15 protein-coding genes are annotated in these 21,691 nt (G+C 66.4%); 12 read left to right on the top strand and 3 right to left on the bottom strand.

The window, feature by feature from the left end:
• Window positions 1-89 precede the first annotated feature (89 nt).
• Window positions 90-1,085 carry a GTP 3',8-cyclase MoaA gene (moaA, locus tag BLR75_RS10115; protein ID WP_084310760.1) on the bottom strand — a complete coding sequence of 332 codons (996 nt, stop codon included), beginning with the start codon at window positions 1,083-1,085 and terminating at the stop codon, window positions 90-92.
• Window positions 1,086-1,260: 175 nt separating this feature from the next.
• On the opposite strand from moaA, the gene BLR75_RS10120 reads away from it, so the two are divergent.
• On the top strand, window positions 1,261-1,914 hold the full coding sequence (locus BLR75_RS10120; protein ID WP_084310761.1) for a TetR/AcrR family transcriptional regulator: 654 nt from the start codon (window positions 1,261-1,263) through the stop codon (window positions 1,912-1,914).
• A 640-nt stretch (window positions 1,915-2,554) separates the two neighbouring features.
• On the opposite strand, the gene BLR75_RS10125 is transcribed toward BLR75_RS10120, so the two are convergent.
• Window positions 2,555-2,986 (bottom strand): GlcG/HbpS family heme-binding protein, encoded by a 432-nt coding sequence (locus BLR75_RS10125; protein ID WP_084310762.1) that lies wholly within the window; start codon window positions 2,984-2,986, stop codon window positions 2,555-2,557.
• A 329-nt stretch (window positions 2,987-3,315) separates the two neighbouring features.
• Here BLR75_RS10125 and gcl point away from each other — a divergent pair, with 329 nt between their 5' ends.
• From gcl to BLR75_RS10170, 9 genes are all read left to right on the top strand, one after another.
• Window positions 3,316-5,091, top strand: a complete 1,776-nt coding sequence (gene gcl / locus BLR75_RS10130; protein WP_084310763.1) for a glyoxylate carboligase — start codon at window positions 3,316-3,318, stop codon at window positions 5,089-5,091.
• A 142-nt stretch (window positions 5,092-5,233) separates the two neighbouring features.
• Complete coding sequence (hyi, locus tag BLR75_RS10135; protein ID WP_084310764.1) at window positions 5,234-6,016, top strand: hydroxypyruvate isomerase; 783 nt, start codon at window positions 5,234-5,236, stop codon at window positions 6,014-6,016.
• 149 nt (window positions 6,017-6,165) lie between these two features.
• Window positions 6,166-7,056: a 2-hydroxy-3-oxopropionate reductase gene (locus BLR75_RS10140; protein ID WP_084310765.1), complete on the top strand. Its 891-nt coding sequence runs from the start codon at window positions 6,166-6,168 to the stop codon at window positions 7,054-7,056.
• A 242-nt stretch (window positions 7,057-7,298) separates the two neighbouring features.
• Window positions 7,299-8,573: a glycerate kinase type-2 family protein gene (locus BLR75_RS10145; RefSeq protein ID WP_084310766.1), complete on the top strand. Its 1,275-nt coding sequence runs from the start codon at window positions 7,299-7,301 to the stop codon at window positions 8,571-8,573.
• Entirely contained in the window at window positions 8,570-9,988 is a 1,419-nt protein-coding gene (gene pyk, locus BLR75_RS10150) for a pyruvate kinase (RefSeq protein ID WP_084310767.1), read from the top strand. Before BLR75_RS10145 ends, pyk begins: the two co-directional genes overlap by 4 nt.
• Before the next feature lie 429 nt (window positions 9,989-10,417).
• Window positions 10,418-11,287 carry an urea transporter gene (locus BLR75_RS10155; RefSeq protein WP_084310768.1) on the top strand — a complete coding sequence of 290 codons (870 nt, stop codon included), beginning with the start codon at window positions 10,418-10,420 and terminating at the stop codon, window positions 11,285-11,287.
• 156 nt (window positions 11,288-11,443) lie between these two features.
• Window positions 11,444-12,688 carry a serine/threonine transporter SstT gene (gene sstT / locus BLR75_RS10160; RefSeq protein WP_084310945.1) on the top strand — a complete coding sequence of 415 codons (1,245 nt, stop codon included), beginning with the start codon at window positions 11,444-11,446 and terminating at the stop codon, window positions 12,686-12,688.
• A 128-nt stretch (window positions 12,689-12,816) separates the two neighbouring features.
• A complete protein-coding gene (locus tag BLR75_RS10165) occupies window positions 12,817-13,815 on the top strand; it encodes a sulfate ABC transporter substrate-binding protein (protein ID WP_084310769.1) in 999 nt (332 codons plus the stop codon).
• A gap of 377 nt (window positions 13,816-14,192) precedes the next feature.
• On the top strand, window positions 14,193-15,584 hold the full coding sequence (locus BLR75_RS10170) for an adenylate/guanylate cyclase domain-containing protein (protein WP_084310770.1): 1,392 nt from the start codon (window positions 14,193-14,195) through the stop codon (window positions 15,582-15,584).
• A 406-nt stretch (window positions 15,585-15,990) separates the two neighbouring features.
• Here the strand turns inward: BLR75_RS10170 and BLR75_RS10175 are convergent, their stop codons facing one another.
• Window positions 15,991-17,280: a dicarboxylate/amino acid:cation symporter gene (locus tag BLR75_RS10175; protein WP_084310771.1), complete on the bottom strand. Its 1,290-nt coding sequence runs from the start codon at window positions 17,278-17,280 to the stop codon at window positions 15,991-15,993.
• Window positions 17,281-17,621: 341 nt separating this feature from the next.
• Here BLR75_RS10175 and BLR75_RS10180 point away from each other — a divergent pair, with 341 nt between their 5' ends.
• On the top strand, window positions 17,622-18,635 hold the full coding sequence (locus tag BLR75_RS10180; RefSeq protein WP_084310772.1) for a catalase family peroxidase: 1,014 nt from the start codon (window positions 17,622-17,624) through the stop codon (window positions 18,633-18,635).
• A gap of 391 nt (window positions 18,636-19,026) precedes the next feature.
• Complete coding sequence (locus tag BLR75_RS10185) at window positions 19,027-21,675, top strand: nitrate/nitrite transporter (RefSeq protein ID WP_084310773.1); 2,649 nt, start codon at window positions 19,027-19,029, stop codon at window positions 21,673-21,675.
• Window positions 21,676-21,691: the final 16 nt, after the last annotated feature.

Here is a 21,691-nt window from a genome sequence, read left to right on the forward strand (position 1 = left end):
CTGCGCCAGCACTGCGCCAGTTCCCTGAATATTCGGCTGCGCCGATCCGTCCTGTTCACGGGTGAGACGCGAATCGACACTGCGGCAGATCAGCCGCCGGTCATGCTCATGAAGCGGATCACCTGGACCTGCTCGGCAGCGTCGAAATGATGCCGCTCGGGCTTCAGCCGCAACGCCTCGATCAGCGCATCGCGCAGGCGCTGGCCGTCACCGGGATGGGCGCGCATCAGCGAACGCAGGTCGAGCGCACCTTCGTGGCCGAGGCAGAGCACCAGCTTGCCTTCGGCGGTAACGCGCACGCGGTTGCAGTCGCCGCAGAAGTTGTGGCTGTGCGGGGAGATGAAACCGATCCGGCTGCCGTGGCCGTCGATGCGGTAGTAGCGCGACGGCCCGCCGCTGCGCTCCAGGCTCGGCGTCAGGCTCCAGCGCTCGGACAGCATCCGCCGCACCTCGTCGCTGCTGCACAGGGTATGCGCGCGACTGTGGCTGCTGACGCTGCCCAGCGGCATTTCCTCGATGAAGCTGATGTCCAGGCCGCGCGCCAGGGCGAACTCCACCAGGTCGCAGACTTCGTCGTCGTTACGGCCCTTCTGCACCACGCAGTTGAGCTTGATCCGCTGGAAACCGGCCGCCCGCGCCGCGTCGATGCCGGCCAGCACCTGTTCGAGGCGGTCGCTGCGGGTGAAGGCGGCGAAACGCTCGCGGCGCAGCGAATCGAGGCTGATGTTCAGCCGGTCCACGCCGGCGGCCCTGAGCTCGGCGGCGCGCTCGACCAGTTGCGAGCCGTTGGTGGTGATCGCCAGGTCTTCCAGCTCGCCGCGCGCGCCCAGCCGCTCCAGCAGCGAAGTGACGCCCTTGCGCACCAGCGGCTCGCCACCGGTGACGCGGATGCGCCGCACGCCGAGGGAAATGAAGGCATCGGCTAGCGCGTACAGCTCTTCCAGGCTCAGCACCTGGTCGCGCGGCAGGAACTGCATGTCCTCGCTCATGCAGTAGGTGCAGCGGAAATCGCAGCGGTCGGTGACCGACAGGCGCAGGTAGGTGATGCGGCGGCCGAAGGGATCGACCAGTTGGGTATCGGACATGGCGGTGGCTTTCTTGTAATGGCCCGGACAGGGTCGTCTACGAATACACCAGCCCGCGCAGAATGTATACAAAAACCCTGGCAGCCTTGCCGGCCGCGGGTTGAGAGGCCGCGCGACGCGGTGCTACCATCCCCGGCCCGCCTCCGCGGCAGCCCGTAGCAAGAAGATAGTTACCATGACCAGCATTCGCGAGCGCAACCGGCGCCTCATTCTCCGTGCCGCCAGCGAAGAGTTCGCCGAAAAGGGCTTCGCAGCGACCAAGACCAGCGACATCGCCGCGCGCGCCGGACTGCCCAAGCCGAACGTCTACTACTACTTCCAGACCAAGGAAAACCTCTACCGCAGCGTGCTGGAGAGCGTGGTCGAGCCGCTGCTGCAGGCCTCCGCGCCGTTCCGCGAGGACGACGAACCGAGCGAGGCGCTGAAGGCCTACATCCGCTCCAAGGTGAAGATCTCCCAGGAACTGCCGCACGCCTCCAAGGTGTTCGCCAGCGAACTGATGCATGGCGCGCCGCACCTGCCGAGGGAATACCTCGACGAACTGAACGCCCAGGCCCAGCGCAACATCGCCTGCCTGCAGAGCTGGATCGACCGCGGCCTGCTGGCGCCGGTGGACCCGCACCACCTGCTGTTCACCATCTGGGCGGCGACCCAGACCTACGCCGACTTCGACTGGCAGATCTCCATGGTCACCGGCAAGGACAGCCTCAGCGACGCCGATTTCGAAGCGGCGGCCGAGACCATCACCCGCCTGGTGCTGCGCGGCACCTCGCCGGACGAGCCGGGCGAACGCAAGAGCGAAGGCAGGTTGCGGCCGTTGCCGTTGTAGGGCGGCCGTCGTTCCCACGCTCCATCCGCGCCATTTCGCGGGCATGGCCCGCTCCTACAGGTTTACCCACGTGCACTCAAATAACGGCTGGACGTAGGGCGGGTGAAACCCGCCGGTAATTTCGCACCAGAATCGGCGGGTTGCACCCGCCCTACCGACTGGCGATCCGGTTTTCCTTCAGCGCCGGTGTGGCCGGATAGTGCTTCTTGTAGGAGTGGGCCATGCCCACGACCGACCGCGATGTCGCGGGCATGGCCCGCTTCCTACAGGTTTTCCCCTGCGTTCGCAGAGATGCCCCGGTTGACAGCGGACCTGTAGGAGCCAGCTTGCTGGCGATTGCCGTGTTCTCCTTCCACGCCGACGTTGAGGGAAAACCTGGTTCGCCAGCAAGAACTAGGCGTCCCCCTGGCTCCTACAGGTATGGCGTCAAGTGGACCATGAGCAGCCACGTAGGGCGCATAGCGCGCCAGCGCTATCCGCCATCCCATCGGCGTGGCCTGGTCGGTGGATGAAGCGTTCCGCTTCATTCGCCCTACACCAGCGATTGGCCATGGAGCGAGACAGTTGCTCCTACAGTAGCCGGAGATCGCGTTCACGGATGGTTCCCACGCGGGAGCGCGGGAACCATCTCCCGTAACGATCAACCGATATCCGCCACCAGCCCCACCGACTGCACCCCACGCACCGCGCACTGCTCGTCGATGTCCGAGGTATCGCCGCTGATGCCGACGGCGCCGACCACTTCATTGGCCTGATTGCGGATCAGCACGCCGCCCGGCACCGGGATCAGGTTGCCCTGGGCCAGGGTGTTCACCGCCGAGATGAACGACGGCCGCTGCTGCGCGTCCGCCGCCAGCACCCGCGACGGTTTTCCCAGGGCCACCGCGCCCCAGGCCTTGCCGATGGCGATCTGCGGCCTGAGCATGCTCGCGCCGTCCTCGCGCTGCAGGGCGACCAGATGGCCGCCGGCGTCGAGCACGGCGACGGTCAGCGGCGCGGCGGACAGTTCGCGGGCGGCGGCGAAGGCGGTGCGGGTGATGCCGATGGCGGTTTCCAGGTTGATCGAGCTCATTGTCGTTGTCTCCTGAATGATGAAAGGAAGCGTGTTGCCCACCTTGCGCAGGGCGCGGGGTGGAATCCGGAATTGGCCACAATCTAGTAGCCCATCGGCCATCCGCAGGCAACGAAAAACGACGATTTTAAGGAAATTTTGTATACATTTTTTCAAACGACAGTTTTATAAGCTCGCTATCGTTGCGCTCAAAATATTGATTTTATTGAAATAAAATGAAAATCCCGACGATTGGAAGCGTATACAGCCGCTCTTGACCCTCGGCAAAACGCATGGCTATTATCACCTCACTTTTGTACACAATCAGTATAAAAACCGAGGAACAAAATATGGCCAGAATGAGAGCAATCGAGGCTGCCGTACTGGTAATGCGTCGTGAAGGCGTGGATACCGCGTTCGGCGTGCCGGGCGCCGCCATCAACCCCATGTACGCTGCGCTGAAGAAAGTCGGCGGCATCGACCACGTCCTGGCCCGTCACGTCGAAGGCGCGTCGCACATGGCCGAGGGTTACACCCGCACCAGGGCCGGCAACATCGGCGTGTGCATCGGCACCTCCGGCCCGGCCGGCACTGACATGATCACCGGCCTGTACTCCGCCTCGGCCGACTCCATCCCGATCCTCTGCATCACCGGCCAGGCGCCGCGTGCCCGTCTGCACAAGGAAGACTTCCAGGCCGTCGACATCTCCAAGATCGCCGCGCCGGTCGCCAAGTGGGCCACCACCGTGCTGGAACCGGCCCAGGTGCCCTACGTGTTCCAGAAGGCCTTCCAGCTGATGCGCAGCGACCGTCCCGGCCCCGTGCTGATCGACCTGCCGTTCGACGTGCAGATGGCCGAGATCGAGTTCGACATCGACGCCTACGAGCCGCTGCCGGTGAGCAAGCCGAAAGCCACTCGCGTACAGGCCGAGAAGGCCCTGGCGATGCTGAATGACGCCGAGCGCCCGCTGCTGGTCGCAGGCGGTGGCATCTTCAACGCCAACGCCGCCGACAAGTTCCAGGAATTCGCCGAGCTGACCGGCGTTCCGGTCATCCCGACCCTGATGGGCTGGGGCGTGATCCCCGACGACCACCCGCAGATGGCCGGCATGGTCGGCCTGCAGACTTCGCACCGCTACGGCAACGCCACCCTGCTGGAATCCGACCTGGTGTTCGGCATCGGCAACCGCTGGGCGAACCGCCACACCGGCACCGTCGAGGTCTACACCGAAGGCCGCAAGTTCATCCACGTCGACATCGAACCGACCCAGATCGGCCGCGTGTTCATGCCCGACCTGGGCATCGTTTCCGACGCTGGCGAAGCGCTCGATACCTTCCTGGAAGTGGCCCGCGAGTGGAAAGCCGCCGGCAAGCTGAAGTGCCGCGCCGCCTGGCTGGAATCCTGCCAGCAGCGCAAGCGCACCCTGCAGCGCAAGACCCACTTCGACAACGTGCCGGTCAAGCCGCAGCGCGTGTACGAGGAGATGAACGAGTTCTTCGGCAAGGACACCTGCTACGTCAGCACCATCGGCCTGTCGCAGATCGCCGGCGCGCAGTTCCTGCACGTCTACAAGCCGCGCCACTGGATCAACTGCGGCCAGGCCGGCCCGCTGGGCTGGACCATTCCGGCAGCGCTGGGCGTGGTCAAGGCCGACCCGAGCCGCCAGGTGGTGGCGCTGTCCGGCGACTACGATTTCCAGTTCATGATCGAGGAGCTGGCGGTCGGCGCGCAGTTCAAGCTGCCGTACATCCACGTGCTGGTGAACAACTCCTACCTGGGCCTGATCCGCCAGGCGCAGCGTGGTTTCGACATGGACTACTGCGTGCAGCTGGCCTTCGACAACATCAACGCCCCCGAGCTGGAAGGCTACGGCGTGGACCACGTCGCGGTGGTCGAGGGCCTCGGCTGCAAGGCGATCCGCGTGTTCGATCCGAACCAGATCGGCGCCGCCCTCGCCCAGGCTCGCGAGCTGATGCAGCAGCACCGGGTTCCGGTGGTGGTGGAAGTCATCCTGGAGCGGGTGACCAACATTTCCATGGGCACCGAGATCAACGCGATCAACGAGTTCGAGGACCTGGCGAAGACCGGCGCCGACGCGCCGACTGCAATCTCTCTCCTGGATTAAGCCGCTGCTGGACTGATGTTTTCTGGATCCCCGCGTTCGCGGGGATGACGGGAGCCCAGGCGACCCCAGGCGCAACGTCGCCCCCGCGAACGCGGGGGGCCAATGAACAGTTTTGCCGAATACACAACTGGAGGCCCCTGACATGCCCCGTTTCTGCGCCAACCTGTCCATGCTGTTCACCGAGGTGGACTTCCTCGACCGCTTCGAAGCCGCCGCCAAGGCCGGCTTCAGCGGTGTCGAGTACCTGTTCCCCTACGACTTCGAAGCCGAGACGATCAAGGCCCGGCTGGATGCCAACAAGCTGGAGCAGGTGCTGTTCAACCTTCCTGCCGGCGACTGGGCCAAGGGCGAGCGCGGCATCGCCTGCCATCCGGACCGCGTCGAGGAATTCCGCGCCGGCGTGGACAAGGCCATCGCCTACGCCAAGGTGCTGGGCAACACCCAGGTCAACTGCCTGGCCGGCATCCGCCCGCAGGGCCATGACTGCGCGACCATCGAGAACACCTTCCTGAACAACCTGGAGTACGCGGCCGACAAGCTCGAAGCCGCGGGCATCACGCTGGTCATGGAAATGATCAACACCCTCGACATCCCTGGCTTCTACCTGAACAACACCAGACAGGCGCTGGAGATTCGCGAGAAGGTCGGCAGCGCCAACCTGTTCCTGCAGTACGACATCTACCACATGCAGATCATGGAGGGCGACCTGGCCCGCACCATGGAAAAGAACCTGGCTGCGATCAACCACATCCAGCTGGCCGACAACCCGGGCCGCCACGAGCCAGGCACCGGCGAGATCAACTACCGCTTCCTGTTCCAGCACCTCGAGCGCATCGGCTACCGGGGCTGGATCGGCTGCGAATACAAGCCCGCCACCACCACCGAGGCGGGGCTGGGCTGGCTGAAGGCGCACAACGCCATCTGACTTATCGACGGCCTGCCGTTCGTAGGATGGGTTGAGCGAAGCGATACCCATCGAGCCTGAACCGAACCCCAGTGATGGGTATCGCAGGCTCAACCCATCCTACGGCCACACGCCGGCACAACAACATCACGAAACCAGGAGACATTCTCATGGCCAAGATCGGATTCATCGGCACCGGCATCATGGGCCTGCCCATGGCGCAGAACCTGCAGAAAGCCGGCCACCAGCTGTTCCTCTCCACCCACCACGACAAGGCCCCTGCCGCCCTGCTGGAAGCCGGCGCCGTCGCCCTGGCCAACCCGAAGGAAGTCGCCCAGGAAGCCGAGTTCATCATCGTCATGGTGCCGGACACCCCGCAGGTCGATGACGTGCTGTTCCGCAAGGACGGCATCGCCGAGGGCGTCGGCCCGAACAAGGTGGTGATCGACATGAGCTCGATCTCCCCCACCGCCACCAAGGTCTTCGCCGACAAGATCAAGGCCACCGGCGCGCAGTACCTCGACGCCCCGGTTTCCGGCGGCGAGGTCGGCGCCAAGGCGGCGACCCTGAGCATCATGGTCGGCGGCTGCCCGAACACCTTCGAACGCGCCCTGCCGCTGTTCCAGGCGATGGGCAAGAACATCACCCGCGTCGGCGGCAACGGCGACGGCCAGACCGCCAAGGTCGCCAACCAGATCATCGTCGCGCTGAACATCCAGGCGGTGGCCGAGGCCCTGCTGTTCGCCGCGCGCAACGGCGCCGATCCGGCCAAGGTGCGCGAGGCGCTGATGGGCGGCTTCGCCTCCTCGCGCATCCTCGAAGTGCACGGCGAGCGCATGGTCAAGGGCACCTTCGATCCGGGCTTCCGCATCAGCCTGCACCAGAAGGACCTCAACCTGGCACTGGCCGGCGCCCGCGAGCTGGGCCTGAACCTGCCCAACACCGCCAACGCCCAGCAGGTGTTCAGCACCTGCGCGGCCATCGGCGGCAGCAACTGGGACCACTCCGGCCTGATCAAGGGGCTGGAGCACATGGCCAACTTCTCGATCCGCAAGGAATAACGCGGGGGCTTCCGTAGGATGGGTTGAGCGAAGCGATACCCATCGAGCCAGGCTCGAACCCGGATGATGGGTTTCGCAGGCTCAACCCATCCTACGAAGGCATGAAGCACTGCCAAGAGTTTTCGAACACCCGGCCGGCGGGATTCACGGCCTCGCCGGCCGGGGCGTTCGAAGCCATCGCTGAGGCGCTTGTCCACAGGCGCCTGAGCCATGGGACCAAACAAAAATCACAGGAGCCCGACATGACCCTCGACCCGCGCGTCTTCCTTCGCGACCTGTTCGACACCGCCATCGCCGCCGCCCACCCGGCCCAGGTGCTGGCCCGCCATCTGCCGCGCGTGCACGGCGGGCGCACCATCGTGATCGGCGCCGGCAAGGCCGCCGGCGCCATGGCCGAAGTGGCCGAGCAGCACTGGAACGGTGAGGTGGAAGGCCTGGTGGTCGCACCCTACGGCTACGGCGCCGACTGCAAGCGCATCGAAGTGGTGGAAGCCGCGCACCCGGTGCCGGACGACGCCGGCGAGCGCGTCGCCCGCCGCGTGCTGGAGCTGGTCAGCGGCCTCACCGAAGACGACCGCGTGGTCTTCCTGCTCTCCGGCGGCGGTTCCGCCCTCCTCGCCCTGCCCGCCGAAGGCATCAGCCTCGACGACAAGCGCGCGCTGAACAAGGCGCTGCTGAAGTCCGGCGCCGCCATCGGCGAGATGAACTGCGTGCGCAAGCACCTCTCGGCGATCAAGGGCGGCCGCCTGGCCCGCGCCTGCTGGCCGGCCAGCGTATACACCTACGCGATTTCCGACGTGCCCGGCGACGAGGCCACGGTGATCGCCTCCGGCCCCACCGTGGGCGACCCGACCACCTCCGCCGACGCCCTGGAAATCCTCAAGCGCTACGCCATCGACGTGCCGGCGCATGTCCGCACCTGGCTGGAAGACCCGCGCTCGGAAACCGTGAAGCCCGGCGACGAGCGCCTGTCGCGCAGCCACTTCACCCTGATCGCCACGCCGCAGCGCGCCCTCGACGCCGCCGCCGAGAAGGCCCGCGCCGCCGGCATCGAGACCATCATCCTCGGCGATCTGGAAGGCGAATCGCGGGAAGTGGCCAAGGTCCACGCCGGCATCGCCCGCCAGGTGCGCAAGCACGGACAGCCGCTGGCGGCACCCTGCCTGATCCTCTCCGGCGGCGAGACCACCGTGACCGTGCGCGGCAAGGGCCGCGGCGGGCGCAACGCCGAATTCCTCCTCAGCCTCACCGCCGATCTCAAGGGCGAGCCCGGCATCTGGGCGCTGGCCGGCGACACCGACGGCATCGACGGCATGGAAAGCAACGCCGGCGCCCTGATGAGCCCGTGCAGCTACCGCCGCGCCCTCGAATCCGGCCTGAACCCGCTGCGCGAGCTGGACGACAACAACGGCTACGGCTTCTTCGCCGAGCTGGACGACCTCGTCACCACCGGCCCGACCCGCACCAACGTCAACGACTTCCGCGCAATCCTGATCCTCGAGGCCAGCGAAAAATGACTCCAGATAAAAAGGTAAAAATCCTCGCCACCCTCGGCCCGGCGATCAAAAGCCGCGAGGACATCCGCGCCCTGGTGGAAGCCGGCGCCAACCTGTTCCGCCTGAACTTCAGCCACGGCGAGTACGCCGACCATGCCCAGCGCTACGCCTGGGTGCGCGAGGTCGAGCAGGAGCTGAGCTACCCGATCGGCATCCTCATGGACCTGCAGGGGCCGAAGCTGCGCGTCGGCCGCTTCGCCAGCGGCGCGGTGCAGTTGCAGCAGGGCCAGACCTTCACCCTCGACCTGAACGATGCGCCGGGCGACGACAAGCGGGTCAACCTGCCCCACCCGGAAATCATCGCCGCGCTGGAGCCGGGCATGAGCCTGCTGCTGGACGACGGCAAGATCCGCCTGCAGGTGCTCGAAGCCCGCAGCGACGCCATCGAGACCCGGGTGATGAACAGCGGCGAGCTGTCCGACCGCAAGGGTGTCAATGTCCCCGAGGCGGTGCTCAAGCTCAGCCCGCTGACCGCCAAGGACCGCCGTGACCTGGCGTTCGGCCTGGAGCTGGGCGTGGACTGGGTGGCGCTGTCCTTCGTGCAGCGGCCGGAAGACATCGAGGAGGCCCGCGCGCTGATCGGCGACAAGGCGTTCCTCATGGCGAAGATCGAGAAGCCCTCGGCGGTGCAGTACATCGAGGAGATCACCAGGCTGGCCGACGCCATCATGGTCGCCCGCGGCGATCTCGGCGTGGAGGTGCCGGCGCAGAACGTACCGGGCATCCAGAAACGCATCATCCAGGTCTGCCGCCAGCTCGGCCGGCCGGTGGTGGTGGCGACGCAGATGCTCGAATCCATGCGCTTCTCCCCGGCGCCGACCCGCGCCGAGGTGACCGACGTCGCCACCGCCGTCAGCGAAGGCGCCGACTGCGTGATGCTCAGCGCCGAGACCGCGTCCGGCCAGTATCCGCGCGAGGCGGTGGAGATGATGGCGAAGATCATCCGCCAGGTCGAAGGCGAGCCCGATCACCAGGCCCAGCTCGAACTGAACCGCCCGGAGCCGGAATCCACCGTCTCCGACGCCATCAGCTGCGCGATCCGCCGGATCAGCCGCATCCTGCCGGTGGCGGTGCTGGTCAACTACACCGAATCGGGCAGCTCGACCCTGCGTGCCTCCCGCGAACGGCCGACCGCGCCGATCCTCAGCCTGACTCCGAACCTGCGCGCGGCCCGCCGCCTGACCGTGGCCTGGGGCGTGCACTCGGTGGTCAACGCCCAGCTCGCCCACGTCGACGAGATCTGCGCCACCGCCCTGGACATCGCCCTCGGCCAGCGCATGGCGCGACGCGGGGATACCGTGGTGATCACCGCGGGCGTGCCGTTCGGGACGCCGGGAAGCACCAACATGCTGCGGATCGAGACGGTGGCGAGCTAGATCGGCAGACGCAGGGTGGATGAGGCTTTTTTCATCCACCATTGCGGGCCGGCGGCGCGCCGAAGCCCTCACCCCAGCCCTCTCCCAGAGGGAGAGGGGGCGCCACGGCGTCGGGATGAATGCCGTGCCAACCGGCAACAGCGAACGGTCCCCTCTCCCTCAGGAGCGGGGCGCGCAGCCAGGGTTAGGGTGAGAGAGGAAACAACGAACACAGGCTCCTGCCCCAGGCAGCAGCCTCAACCGAGTCACTCCCGGACGGACGGGGCCGGGAAAACGGGGCCGCGACCCCGTCCGTCCGGGATTGGCCTTGAATGGCCACGAACGCTGTCGGCCCATAGCCGCCGTCACACGGCTCCCACGCAGGCTATGGACATTGAAGGCTGCCGACTGGCAGCCTCTTTTTATTCCGGAAACCGCCCACACCACACCATGCATCACGTCCTGCGCCGATACCTGCTCGGCTTCAGCCAGATCTTCCTGCAGACCGACCAGCGCTTCGGCCTGGTCATCCTCGCCAGCATCGCCCTCGCCGCTCCGCGCCTGCTGCCCGGCGCCCTGCTCGGCGCCGTCGCCGGTCCGCTGGCCGCGCGGCTGCTGCGGCGCTCGCGGGACGACATCGATGCCGGCCTGTACGGCTACAACGCCATCCTGCTCGGCCTGCTGCTGCCGTTCCGCTTCCAGTGGTCGGTCACCCTGGTGCTGCTGATCCTCGCCGCCAGCGTGGCCAGCGTGATCGTGCAGCACCTGCTCCAGGCGCGCCGCCTGCCCGCCTACACCACGGCCTTCATCGGCCTCGGCTGGCTGCTGCTGGCGCTGGACGGCGCGCTGCAACTGCAGGAAGCGCCCGCGGCGGCCTGCTGGAGCTGCCTGGTTCCGCAACTGGACGCCGTGGCCCTGGGCATCGGCGAAGTGATCTTCCTCGGCGAGCCGCTGGCCGGCCTGCTGCTCTGGCTCGGCCTGCTGCTGGCCGACCGGCGCTGCGCCAGCTGGGCGCTGGCGGGTTCGGCGGGCGCCCTGCTGATCGCCCATCTCGCCGGATTGCCGCAGGCGTCGGCGCAGGCCGGGCTGCTCGGCCTGAACGGCGCCCTCGCCGGCATCGCCCTGGGCCGCGGCCTGACCCGGCCCTGGAGCGGCGTCTGCGCCGTGACGCTGGCGGTGCTGCTGCATCCCAGTCTCGCCGCGCTCGGCCTGCCGCCGCTCACCGCGCCGTTCGTCCTCGCCTGCTGGCTGGTGATCGCCGGCCAGCGCCTGCTGGAGCGCCGGGAGCAGCGCGCCCGCTCATCCGGCGCCCTGCCGTAATGGATCAAGGTCGTCCGCGCCGACGCCGCGCATACTCGGCAAACCTGTCGGCGCGGCGACGAGCGACCCCACAAATGCCTCCGCTGCCGGCATAATCCGCCCCCCTGCTCTTTCGCCCACAAGGCGGAAGCCCTTCCACCTGCAGCGATGGAAAACATGACTCTTCCAGCCCCCACCCTTCTGCAGCGACTCAAGCGTACCAGCCTGGTCATGCGGATCTTCATCGGCATGCTCCTGGGCATCGCCCTCGCCTGGCTTTCGCCACAGGCGGCCCTGTCGGTCGGCCTGCTCGGCAAGCTGTTCATCTCCGCCCTGAAGGCGGTGGCACCGATCCTGGTGTTCGTCCTGGTGATGTCGTCGATCGCCAACCACAAGCAAGGCCAGCGCACGCATATCCGGCCGATCCTGCTGCTCTACCTGATCGGCACCTTCTCGGCGGCGGTGGTGGCGGTGATCGCCAGCTTCGCCTTCCCGTCGACCCTGGTGCTGAACGCGGCGGCCCAGGAACTGGCACCGCCCGGCGGCATCGGCGAAGTGCTCAACAGCCTGCTGTTCAGCGTCACCAGCAACCCGGCGAAGGCCATCCTGGACGCGAACTTCATCGGCATCCTGGCCTGGGCGGTCGGCCTCGGCATCGCCCTGCGCCATGCGCGGCAGAGCACCCGCGACATGCTCGAGGACATGTCCAACGGCGTATCCCTGATCGTCCGCGTGGTGATCGCCTTCGCCCCGCTGGGCGTGTTCGGCCTGGTCGCCAGCACCCTCGCCGAATCCGGCTTCGACGCCCTGCTCGGCTACCTGCACCTGCTGCTGGTGCTGGTCGGCTGCATGCTGTTCGTGGCGCTGGTGGTCAACCCGGTCATCGTCTGGTCGAAGATCCGCCGCAACCCCTATCCGCTGGTCTTCACCTGCCTGCGCGAGAGCGGCATCACCGCCTTCTTCACCCGCAGTTCGGCGGCCAACATCCCGATCAACCTGCAACTCTGCGAGCGCCTGGGCCTGCATGAGGACACCTACTCGGTCTCCATTCCGCTGGGCGCGACCATCAACATGGCCGGAGCGGCGGTCACCATCAGCGTGCTCACCCTCGCTGCGGTGCACACCCTGGGCATCCCGGTGGACCTGCCCACCGCCATCCTGCTCAGCGTGGTCGCCTCGGTCTGCGCCTGCGGCGCCTCCGGCGTGGCCGGCGGTTCGCTGCTGCTGATCCCGCTGGCCTGCGGCCTGTTCGGCATCTCCAGCGAAGTGGCGATGCAGGTGGTGGCGATCGGCTTCGTCATCGGCATCCTGCAGGACGCCTTCGAAACGGCGCTGAACTCCTCCACCGACGCCCTGTTCACCGCCGCGGCCTGCATGGCCGCCGGCGATGTGGACGAAGTGGCTGGCGAAGAAGCCCTGTGAGCCCGACCGCCGCCGCTGCATCCGGCAGCGGCGGCGGTGCGCATAAGCAAATAGCCTTAAAGTATTTAAGCGACATATAACCTGACGGCATAATCCCAGGCCTACGACACTGCCCGAAGGAAGCTCCCGTGAAACGACTCTTCAGCGCCTCGCTGCTGGCCGCCGGACTGGCCCTGGCATCCGCTGCCCAGGCCGCCCAGCCCCTGCTCAACGTCTCCTACGACGTGATGCGCGACTTCTACAAGGACTACAACGCCGCCTTCCAGAAGCACTGGCAGGCCGAGAAAGGCGAGAAGCCCACCATCCAGATGTCCCACGGCGGCTCCAGCAAGCAGGCCCGCTCGGTGATCGACGGCCTGCCGGCCGACGTCATCACCATGAACCAGGCCACCGACATCGACGCCCTCGCCGACCACGGCGGCCTGGTGCCGCAGGACTGGGCCACGCGCCTGCCGAACAACAGCGCGCCGTTCACCTCGGCCACCGTGTTCATCGTGCGCAAGGGCAACCCCAAGGGCCTGAAGGACTGGCCGGACCTGCTCAAGGACGGCGTGCAGGTCGTGGTGCCGAACCCGAAGACTTCCGGCAACGGCCGCTACACCTACCTGTCCGCCTGGGGCTACTCGCTGAAGCACGGCGGTGACGAGGCCAAGGCGAAGGAATTCGTCGGCCAGTTGTTCAAGCACGTACCGGTGCTGGATACCGGCGGCCGCGCCGCCACCACCACCTTCATGCAGAACCAGATCGGCGACGTTCTCATCACCTTCGAGAACGAAGCCGAGATGATCGCCCGCGAATTCGGCCGCGGCGGCTTCGAGGTGGTCTACCCGAGCGTCTCCGCCGAGGCCGAACCGCCGGTAGCGGTGGTCGACAAGGTGGTGGACAAGAAGGGCAGCCGCGCGCTGGCCGAGGCCTACCTGAAGTACCTGTGGTCCGACGAGGGCCAGACCATAGCGGCGAACAACTACCTGCGCCCGCGCAACCCGGAAATCCTCGCCAGGTTCTCCGACCGCTTCCCGAAAGTGGACTTCTTCTCGGTGGAGAAGACCTTCGGCGACTGGCGTTCGGTGCAGAAGACCCACTTCGTCGACGGCGGCGTGTTCGACCAGATCTACACGCCGAACTGATCCATCCGTACGGGAATGGCAAGAGCCGGAGATGCCCAGCGTCTCCGGCTTTTTTGCAGGAGCGAGCTTGTTCGCGAAGCGCATTACGCCGTCACGTCCCGGAGAAGCAACTGGGCCGCAGAAGCGCGCCATGCGCGCGACAGTCACGGTCGCGGGCATGGCCCGCTCCTGCAACCCCGCCATCCAGACTCGCGCAGCGCCGCCTGCACCAGGCTCGGTCGGAGCCGTTCCCGCTGTTCATCCAGTCCCCGGAGAACCCCTGACGCGCAACCGTCATGATTCCAGCGACGGCCGGCTGGCTCGCCGGCTGGGGCTTGGTTAAGATTCTTCGAGTCGCAAGTCCGCGACTGCCAACACGCCACAGGGATATTCAGCGCATGAAGCCCATCGTCTCGGAACAATCGGGCAGCCCCGATATCGCTGTAACCCTGGGTGAGCACCATTCCCGCGTGTTGGCCTACATCACCGTCGCCGCCAGCATCGCCGCGGGCACCCTGAGCGGCTACTTCGGCTACGAGATCCTCTGGATGGTCCCGTACGCCCTGCTCTACCCGCACCTGGCCTACTACCTGAGCCGCCGCTTCAAGACCGAAAACCCCGACCGCACCCGCCAGTTGCTGCTCTACATCGACGCCGTGCATGCCGGCGCCAGCGCGGCGCTGCTCGGCTATTCGGTGGTGCCCAGCCTGATGCTGATTCTGGTGCTGGCCTTTTCCGCGCTGGTGCTCGGCGGCCTGCGCTCGCTCGGCCTGATCCTGCTGATCGCGCTGAGCGCCGCGATGTTCACCGGGGCGCTGACCATGCCCGGCTTCAAGGGCGAGACGCCGGTGCTGGTGTCGCTGGTCAGCATCCTGCTCTCGGGGCTGTACATCGGCATCATCGCCTACTTCGTCCACCAGCAGGGGCTGCGCCTGGCCCAGGCCCAGGAGGCGATCACCCGCGAACAGGAAAAGGCCGCGCGGCTGGCGCACAACCTCGCCAAGTACCTGTCGCCGCAGGTGTGGGAGTCGATCTTCAGCGGGCGCAAGAGCGTGCGCCTGGAAACCCAGCGCAAGAAGCTGACGGTGTTCTTCTCCGACATCAAGGGCTTCACCGAGCTGTCCGAGGAGCTGGAAGCCGAGGCGCTGACCGACCTGCTCAACACCTACCTGAACGAGATGTCGAAGATCGCCCTGAAATTCGGCGGCACCATCGACAAGTTCGTCGGCGACGCGGTGATGGTGTTCTTCGGCGACCCGGCCACCCAGGGCGCGAAGAAGGACGCGGTGGCCGCCGTCTCCATGGCCATCGCCATGCGCAAGCACATGAAGGTGCTGCGCCAGCAGTGGCGCGCCCAGGGCATCACCAAGCCGCTGGAAGTGCGCATGGGCGTGAACACCGGCTACTGCACGGTGGGCAACTTCGGCGCGGCGACGCGCATGGACTACACCATCATCGGCCGCGAGGTGAACCTCGCCAGCCGTCTGGAAAGCGCCGCCGAGGCCGGCGAGATCCTCATCAGCCACGAGACCTACTCGCTGGCCAAGGACGTGATCATGTGCCGCGACAAGGGCCAGATCAGCGTGAAGGGCTTCAGCCGGCCGGTGCAGATCTACCAGGTGGTCGACTTCCGCCGCGACCTGGGCGCCAGCTCCAGCTTCATCGAGACCGAGCTGCCAGGGTTCTCCATGTACCTGGATACCAACAACGTGCAGAACTTCGACAAGGAACGGGTGATCCAGGCGCTGCAGCAGGCGGTGGAGAAACTGAAGGACAAGATCATTCTCTGATCCCGGCAGGAACGCGCCAGGCGCGCTATTTCGCGGGCATGGCCCGCTCCTACAGGTTCGGCGTAACCATCCGGGTAGGGCGTATAACGCGCCAGCGTTATCCGCCACCACATCGGCACGGTCTCATCGGCGGATGAAGCGTTCCGCTTCATTCGCCCTATCCCTGCTCGCTCCCACCCTCCCGCCCGCGTCCGGACGCAGGAGCGTCCATGGATGCATTCCCACGCAGGAGCGTGAGGAACGCTGGAGGGTGCATCGCGCTCTTCATAGGACCGAGGGGGACGCCCAGTCCTTGCTCGCGAAGCAATGTTCCAGCCAGCATTCGCCACCAAGCTGGCTCCCGCCCCCGTTCACAAAAAAGCCCGCTCTTTCGAGCGGGCTTCGCATTTGCCGAAGAGGGGGCGCCTCAGCTGACAGCCTCCTGCGCCTCGACGGTGACCGGACCCGCAGCCAGCTCTTCCTGCAGGGTGTTCTCGTCGAGCTGCTTGCACCACTTCGCCACCACCACGGTGGCCACGCCGTTGCCCACCAGGTTGGTCAGCGCGCGGGCTTCGGACATGAAGCGGTCGATGCCGAGGATCAGCGCCAGGCCGGCGACCGGCAGGTGGCCGACGGCGGACAGGGTCGCGGCGAGGACGATGAAGCCGCTGCCGGTGACGCCCGCGGCGCCCTTGGAGGCGATCAGCAGCACCGCCAGCAGGGTCAGCTGGTGGGTGATGTCCATCGGCGTGTCGGTGGCCTGGGCGATGAACACCGCGGCCATGGTCAGGTAGATCGAGGTGCCGTCGAGGTTGAAGGAGTAGCCGGTGGGGATCACCAGGCCGACCACGCTCTTGTCGCAGCCGAGCTTCTCCATCTTGGCGATCATGCGCGGCAGGGCCGACTCGGAGGACGAGGTGCCGAGCACGATCAGCAGTTCTTCACGGATGTACTTGATGAACTTCAGGATGCTGAAGCCGTGGGCGCGGGCAATGCCGCCCAGCACCACCAGCACGAACAGCAGGCAGGTGATGTAGAAGCACGCCATCAATTGGCCCAATTGCACCAGCGAGCCGACGCCGTAGGCGCCGATGGTGAAGGCCATGGCGCCGAACGCGCCGATGGGAGCGACCTTCATGATCACGTTGATGATGTTGAACATCACGTGGGTGAAGCGCTCGATGAACTGGAAGATCGGCTGGCCGTAGCTGCCCAGGCGATGCAGGGCGTAGCCGAACAGCACGGAGAAGAACAGCACCTGCAGGATGTCGCCGTTGGCGAAGGCGCCGACCACGGTGTTGGGGATGACGTTCAGCAGGAAGTCGATGGTGCTCTGCTTCTCGCCCGCCGCGGCATAGGCGGCGATCTTGCTGGCGTCCAGGCTGGCCGGATCGACGTGCATGCCGACGCCCGGCTGCGCGACGTTGACCACCACCAGGCCGATGATCAGGGCGATGGTGGAGACGGCTTCGAAGTACAGCAGCGCCATGCCCCCGGTCTTGCCCACGGCCTTCATGCTCTGCATGCCGGCGATACCGGTCACCACGGTGCAGAAGATGATCGGCGCGATGGCCATCTTGATCAGTTTTACGAAACCATCGCCCAGGGGCTTCATGGTCACGGCGACCTGCGGGTAGAAGTGGCCGAGCGCGATGCCGATGGCGATGGCGATCAGCACCTGGGCGTAAAGGCTCTTGTAGAAGGGTTGCTTGGTCATGGCAGCTGGGTCCTCACGGGTATGCGCGTTGGCCGCGCGACACCGAAAGCGTTATCTCCCTGGCTGGGAGAATTTGTTTTTGGGGACTGCCCGCAGGCAGGCCCTTACCCCTTATGGCAAGCGCTGTGCCAAACTCGCCAAAATATTATTTTTATTTAAATTCAATGACTTATAAAAAACACAAAGCTCCGGGGAGGAAAAGGATGGCGGATATCCGCCTGCCCGGCGGCGGATTTCCCGCCTGTTGGCGGATATCCGCCAGGCTCGCCGACCCGCTTTTCCGCCCGGGCGAAACGGCTGGCTATGCTTGCCTTTTCCGTGAACGAGCCAGAGGAGCCGCCATGAAGAGCAAGCCCTGTCCACGCCCGATCCTGTACGGAACGCTGGCCGCCCTGCTGGTCGGCATGAGCCCCCAGGCTCTGGCCGCCGACGACGAGGTAACCCCCGACCAGGTGGTCGGCGCCTTCGAGAAGCTGTTCGGCGTGACCAAGGGCGAACGGCGCAACCACACCAAGGGCACCTGCGCGGTGGGCGAATTCGTCGGCCTGCCTGCGGCGGCGGATTACACGCGCTCGGCGATGTTCTCCGGCAAGCCGGTGCCGGTGGTGGCGCGCTTCTCCCTCGGCGGCGGCAACCCGAAGGCCTCGGACGCCGGCAAGAGCCCGCGCGGCATGGCCCTGGAATTCCGCCTGCCGGACAGCGCCCTGCAGCACATGACCATGCTCAACGTCCCGGTGTTCGGTGCGGCGGTGCCGCAGACCTTCTTCGACCAGCTGCAGGCGCTGGTGCCCGATCCGCAGACCGGCAAGTCCGATCCGGAAAAGCTCAAGGCCTTCGCCGCCAGCCATCCGGACAGCCACGCCCTGGGCCAGTTCATGGCCAGCCACAACCCGCCGCCGAGCTACGCCAACGCCGCCTACTTCGGCATCCACACCTTCAGGTTCACCAATGCCAGGGGCGAGGTCACACCGGTACGCTGGCGCTTCGTCCCGGCCGATGGCGAGAAGCAGCTGACCGCGGAGGAAATGAAGACGCTGCCCGCCGACTTCCTCGAGAAGCGCCTGATCGAACGCGCCGGCCAGGGACCGATCAAGTGGGACATGTGGATCGCCGTCGGCCAGCCGGGCGATCCGCAGGACGACCCGACCAGATCCTGGCCGGACGACCGCAAGCAGGTGCAGCTCGGCACCCTGACGCTGACCCAGGCCATGCCACAGAAGGGCGCCGAGTGCGAGAAGATCAACTTCGACCCGATGGTGATGGCCGACGGCATCTCCGCTACCAACGACCCGGTCCTGCGCTTCCGCTCGCCGGCCTATGCGGTGTCCTTCGCCAAGCGGTTGAGTGGGCAGTAGGAGACGCGGGAGCGTCGGGGGCGGCGTTCCCACGCAGGAGCGTGGGAACGATATGAAATCCGCGTTGCGCCAGGTCGCGGGCATGGCCCGCTCCTACAGTCGTGGCAACCGCATGCGCTTTCATGGTTCCCACGCAGGAGCGCGGGAACGATATGACTGCCTCGACCTGTAGGAACCATGCCCAGCCGCGTCGAACTGGCAGCGCGACATCTTCCCGTCTAGGCTCAAACGACGCACCCATGGGGTGCGGCCATAACTATCAAAAGCAACACCGAACCGTGATTCAGCCTTGCTACCGCTCTCCCAGGGAGTGCATCGATCCATGAGTCGATGCGGGAAGGTACCCGGCTGGTGAAAAAAGTCGCGTGACGCACCCAGGGGAAGAGTGCTCATGACAACGAAGGTTCCAGCCCGTGACCAGTATCGGGCCCTTGGCCTCTCGACACTGGCCTTTACCCTCTGCTTTGCCGTCTGGACGCTGTTCTCGATCCTCGGCCTGCAGATCCGCGAAGAGTTCGGCCTGACCGACACCCAGCTCGGCCTGCTGATGGCCACGCCGGTGCTGACCGGTTCCGTCTCGCGGATCTTCCTTGGCCTGTGGACAGACCGCTACGGCGGACGCTGGGTGTTCGGCATCCTGATGCTGGCCTCCGCCGTCTGCGTGTACCTGCTGACCTTCGCCGACAGCTTCGCGATGCTGCTGGTGGCGGCGCTGGGCGTGGGTCTGGCGGGCGGCGGCTTCATCGTCGGCACGGCCTATACCGCCGCCTGGTTCGAGCCCGGCCGGCAGGGCACGGCGCTGGGCATCTTCGGCGCCGGCAACGTCGGCGCCGGCCTGACCAACCTCGCCGCCCCGCTCCTGCTGCTGGCCCTGGGCTGGCGCGGCGCCGCCCTGGTGTACGCGGCGGTGCTCGGCGCAATGGGCATCGGCTTCATCCTGTTCGCCAAGACCGATCCCCAGGCCGCTACCCGCCAGGCCCGCGCCATTCCGCTGGCCGAGCAACTGGCGCCGCTGACCGAACTGCGCGTCTGGCGCTTCTCGCTGTACTACTTCTTCGTCTTCGGCGCCTTCGTCGCCCTCGCGCTGTGGCTGCCGCACTACCTGATGGAGGTGTACGGCCTGGGCCTGGCCGCCGCCGGCACCATCGCCGCGCTCTACACGGTGCCGGCGTCGGTGTTCCGCATCCTCGGCGGCTGGCTGTCCGACCGCTACGGCGCGCGCAGGGTGATGTACTGGACCCTGGGCATATCGGCGCTGTGCACCTTCCTGCTCAGCTATCCGCCGACCCGCTACGCGGTCACCGGGATACGCAGCGAGATCGAGTTCTCGATGACCCTCGGCCTGGTCGGCTTCACCCTGGTCATCGCGGTGCTGGGCTTCTTCATGTCCCTGGGCAAGGCGGCGGTGTTCAAGCACATCCCCACCTACTACCCGAACCACGTCGGCGTGGTCGGTGGCCTGGTGGGCATGATCGGCGGCCTCGGCGGCTTCCTGCTGCCGCTGACCTTCGGCATGCTCAACGACGTGGTCGGCATCTGGCAGAGCTGCTTCATGCTGCTGTTCCTGATCGCCGCCGGCGCCCTGCTGTGGATGCACTACGCGATCCGCATGGCCGAGCGCGTGGAATGGGCCGAGCACCTGGAATCCCGCGACCTGCCGGAACTGTCCACGCCCAGCAGCTTCGTGCTGCGCGACTGGCATCCGGAGGACCCGGCGTTCTGGGCGGATACCGGCAAGCGCATCGCCACGCGCAACCTGTGGATCTCCATCCCCAACCTGCTGCTGGCGTTCGCCATCTGGATGGTCTGGTCGGTGGTGGTGGCCAAGCTGCCGCTGGCCGGCTTCGAGTACAGCGCCAACCAGCTGTTCTGGCTGGCCGCCCTGCCCGGCCTGTCCGGCGCCACCCTGCGCATCTTCTACAGCTTCATGGTGCCGATCTTCGGCGGCCGGCGCTGGACCGCGCTGTCCACCGCCTCGCTGCTGGTGCCGGCGCTGTGGATCGGCTTCGCCGTGCAGAACCCGCAGACGTCCTACCTGGTGATGCTGATCCTGGCGCTGCTCTGCGGCCTGGGCGGCGGCAACTTCTCGTCGAGCATGGCGAACATCTCGTTCTTCTTCCCCAAACAGGCCAAGGGCGCCGCCATGGGGCTGAACGCCGGGCTGGGCAACCTGGGCGTGAGCGTCATGCAGTTCCTGGTGCCGCTGGCGATCACCATGACGGTGTTCGGCAGCCTCGGCGGCCCCCCTCAGATGACCACCGAGGGCACCCCGCTGTGGCTGCAGAACGCAGGCTTCATCTGGGTGCCATTCATCATCGTCGCCACCCTCGCCGCCTGGTTCGGGATGAACGACATCGCCAGCGCCAAGTCCTCGTTCGCCGACCAGATGGCGATCTTCAAGCGCAAGCACACCTGGCTGATGAGCGTGCTCTACACCGGCACCTTCGGCAGCTTCATCGGCTTCTCCGCCGGTTTCCCGCTGCTGGCCGGGCACCTGTTCCCCGGTGTCGACGTGCTCAAGTTCGCCTTCCTCGGCCCGCTGATCGGCGCCCTCAGCCGCGCCTTCTCCGGCGGCCTGGCGGATCGCTTCGGCGGCGGCCGGATCAGCCTCTGGGTATTCGTCGCCATGGCCGTGTGCGTCGGCGGCGTGCTGTTCTTCATCGCCGGCAAGGACCAGCCGGGCGCCTTCTGGGGCTTCCTGGTGGTGTTCCTGCTGCTGTTCTTCTTCTCCGGCGTGGGCAATGCCAGCACCACGCAGATGATCCCGGCGATCTTCCGCAGCATGACGCCGCGCCTGTTCCCCAACCTGCCCGCCGAACAGCAGGCGCTGCAGAGCGAGAAGGAATCCGCCGCCGCGGTGGGCTTCATCTCGGCGGTGGCGGCCTACGGCGGCTTCTTCATTCCGAAGTCGTTCGGCAGTTCCTTCGACCTCACCGGGGGCCCCGAATGGGCGCTCTACGGCTTCATCCTGTTCTACCTGCTGTGCATCGTGCTGACCTGGTTCTTCTACACCCGCAGTAACGCCGAGGTGCGCTGCTAGCCGTAAGAGCCCCCAG

This window comes from Pseudomonas jinjuensis (assembly GCF_900103845.1).
GTDB lineage: Bacteria > Pseudomonadota > Gammaproteobacteria > Pseudomonadales > Pseudomonadaceae > Pseudomonas > Pseudomonas jinjuensis.